Origin of the sequence: Fibrobacter sp. UBA3629 (genome assembly GCF_002374005.1) — a bacterium.
In the GTDB taxonomy this organism is placed as follows: Bacteria; Fibrobacterota; Fibrobacteria; order Fibrobacterales; family Fibrobacteraceae; genus Fibrobacter.
Map to the genome: position 1 here is coordinate 1 of NZ_DFLC01000025.1, position 3,602 is coordinate 3,602.

At 52.5% G+C, this 3,602-nt stretch carries 1 protein-coding gene and 1 pseudogene; both read left to right on the forward strand.

The features are described 5' to 3' along the window. A pseudogene (locus B2310_RS08425) lies at window positions 1–2,737 on the forward strand (FISUMP domain-containing protein); the annotation flags it as partial. 92 nt (window positions 2,738–2,829) lie between these two features. Continuing rightward, the coding region (locus B2310_RS08430) for a sulfide/dihydroorotate dehydrogenase-like FAD/NAD-binding protein (protein WP_290730471.1) at window positions 2,830–3,602 on the forward strand (773 nt) is incomplete at its 3' end.

Here is a 3,602-nt window from a genome sequence, read left to right on the forward strand (position 1 = left end):
CCTCTCCGACACGACTTCTGCAGGCAAGGCCCTGCTTTTCGCCTCCATCCTTTTGCAGGGCGACCTTTCGGCCAGCAAGTTCGGCATCCTCCTCGGCGGAATCGAGGAGTTCTTCGGTTCGACCGGCGGCCTCGACAGCGCGGAAGCGACCGCCGCCTTCGCCGACTGGGCCTCGAAAGTCGACAGCACCGACAACTTCGCCGCGATCCGCGAGAACGTGAAGGCGATGAAGCTCGTGGCGGCCGTCCCCGACTTTGAATCGGCGCTCTATGCGTTCTGGACAAATGAATACGGCCTCGGCGCATGCACCGACAGCCTGGAATCCACCATCGAGAAGAACAGCAACAAGAAGAGCGAAAACTACGGCGCGGGCTACGCCTGCACGGCGAAACGCTGGCACAAGGCGACCGCCCTCGACACGGAACTCGGCCTCTGCACCGGCAAGATGGAAGGCCAGTTCAAGGAATACAAGGGCGGGAAGACTGCCGAATACTACGTGTGCAAGGCCGGCTCGTGGAACAAGATCACCGAGACCCAGTTCGAACTCAAGGAATGCACCGAAGACCGCGACAACGAGTACGTGGCTACCAAGTCCAAAGAATACTTTGTCTGTACCGGCAAGCAGTGGCTTGAAATCGATTCCGTTGCCTACGAACTCAAACTCTGCACCGAAAAGCGGAACATGGAAGTGGCCTCTACCAAGAAAGCGGGGACTTACGTCTGCCATTTCAATGGCAAGGACGGCTCCTGGGATAAGCTGAGTGAACTCGAAGAGGAAATTGGCGTATGCGGCAGCGAGGATGTCGCGGATAGCACCCTGAAGAAAACAGAATCTGGCTCTTATTACATGTGTTCCGGAAACACATGGGTGGAAACGGACGGTGTTACTTTCGGACTGGGCATCGTATGTACCGAAGGTCGCGAGGGTGAACGCAAAAAACTCGATAATGAGCACTTTTATGCTTGCGAAAGCGGTTCCTGGACCGAAATCACGGGAGAGGTGTTCGAACTTGGGTTCTGCACGGCCGGCAGGGATGGCGAGATGCAAATGACACCGGATAGTGCCTATTGGTATTGTTCCGGCGGCAAGTGGAACGCCATATCGGAGGCCGAGTTCGTGACAAAGAAATTCTGCAACAAGGATATCGACTCAACATTCGTGAACGGTTATGCCTGTGTACATACCAACTCTGAGGCTGGAGCCGTTTATAACTGGCGAAAACAGTCTGCGGCAGAGAAGGCGAATAACGCATTCTGCACCAGGAGGAATATGGACAGCACCCGTGTACAGAATGGCTATACATGCCTTATCAAGGACCAAACGTTGAAATGGCGTACGGCTTCCGAGGAAGAACTTGCGACAGGGATGCCTTGCAATACTAAAGTTGCACAAAGCGTGGGAGACAACGTTGTGAACGGCTATGTTTGTGGGTATGATAGTAATGGTACTAGCAATTCTTATTCGAATTGTCACTGGCGAGTTGCTACGGCGTACGAAATTGCTGCAGGCAAGGTTTGTTCCTATAAGATGAAAGACTCCGTGTTTGGGGAATGGACTTGCTTGTATCTTTCATCAACGGGATATTTCTGGCGCCCAGCCAGCGCTGGAGAAATTGCGACAGGGAAGGTGTGTTCTGGAGAGAAAACGGAAATTTTGAACGGATATGTATGTGAATATTATCAATCCCCAGATTCGTTAGGGTGGCGCCCGGCAAATTTTGTAGAGAAAGAAACTGGGGTTGTGTGTGGATCTAGAGCCCTTACAAATGGGGGATTTCCTCATGCGGAGGGGGATGCAATCCTGGTAAATGATGAGGTGTATGCCCAAAAGTATGTCTGTTCCAAGCAGAACTGCATTACTGATGAAATTAATGGTTTTTGTTGGCGCAATGCGACTACCGCAGAAAAAACTACAGGGAGCGTGTGTAACTGGGAGTTGAGGTACAAAATGGATTCGACCTATACGTATGTCTGCGAGTATTCTTCGGGCAGCTATGCGTGGCGTACGGCAACGGCAAAAGAAAAAGAATTAAAAAAAGCCTGCAATAGGCCCAATTACAAGCTTTTTTCCCTAAAAAAAATGAGCCTCTTTACTAGTAGGTATCGTTGTAACGATACGCTTAGCCATACATGGTCTATTTGGACATATGACACGATTGTCGATTCTCGCCACCTGGAAAACGGAGAACCTCAGAGCTATCGTATATTGGACGCTCGTGTTCCCGATAATAGGAATATAAACACTGTCACAATTATGGTAGACAACTTCAATTTCCATGGCGATGGTGCCGGCAACCACAATCAGGCATGGTGGTGCTACAACAGTTCCAGCAATACAAGCAACGCCGCTGATTGCGAAGGCCAGGGCTCCCTTTACCACTGGACTGCACCGGTGGATTTGGGGACAAAGTATCTTGACGATAAAGCCGAGTTCAGTCTTCCTAGGCAAGGCATATGCCCCGACGGATGGCATGTTCCAAATTACAGTGAATTGAAAAAACTTAATTTCTCTGCTGAGTATGGAACCATGCCGGGTTCCCAAAAAGGTTCCTACGTTTATACCGAGAAGAAGTTTGAGGCGGAGCCATGCTGGTGGACTACGACGCAGGACAAGCCCAGTGGCGAAAGTAATACGGTGAACGCCCTTTCCTATGCGCCCGACTCGTCAGGGATTATGCAAGAAAAGTCCCGGGACAAGGATGACGGCTGCTACCTCCGCTGCATCAAGGACGAGTAGCCCGTTCGGGCTCTTTTTGCCCGCTTTGGAACATCATTTTATTAAAAAGGTAACCTCGTCCGGGGTGCCTTTTTTCTATTTTTGGTGCCACTATGGCAAAAATTCTCTTTAAAAAACAGTTATCTCCTGCGGTATTCCAATTCCGCGTCGAGGCCCCGCTGATCGCCCAAGAGCGTAAGGCCGGCCAGTTCATCATCCTCCAGACGAACAAGGACAACGGCGAACGCGTGCCTCTCACCATCGCCGATGCCGACACGACTGAAGGCTCCATCACCCTGATTTTCCAGACCGTCGGTAAGACCACCACCGAACTTTCCAAGTTCGAAGTCGGTGACGATATCCCGGTGCTCGTGGGACCGCTGGGTTCCCCGACCCACATCGAGAATTTTGGCCACGTGGTTTGCGTGTGCGGTGGCGTGGGCATTGCCCCGATGCACCCGATTGTCCAGGCCATGAAGAAGGCCGGCAACAAGGTCACCATCATCATGGGTGCCCGTAACGAGAGCCTCTTCCTCATGAAGGACGAAATGACCGCTCTCGCCGACAACATCATCTTCATGACCGACGACGGCTCCTACGGCCGCAAGGGTCTCGTGACCGAACCGCTGAAGGAACTCTGCGAAGACACGAAGGGCAAGCCCGACATGGTGCTTGCCATCGGTCCTCCGATCATGATGAAGTTCTGCGCTCTCACCACCAAGCCCTACGGCGTGAAGACCGTCGTGAGCCTCAACAGCATCATGGTGGACGGGACCGGCATGTGCGGTGGCTGCCGCGTGACTATCGGCGGCAAGACGAAGTTCGTCTGCGTCGATGGCCCGGAATTCGACGGCCACGAAGTCGACTGGAACAACATGCTCCAGCG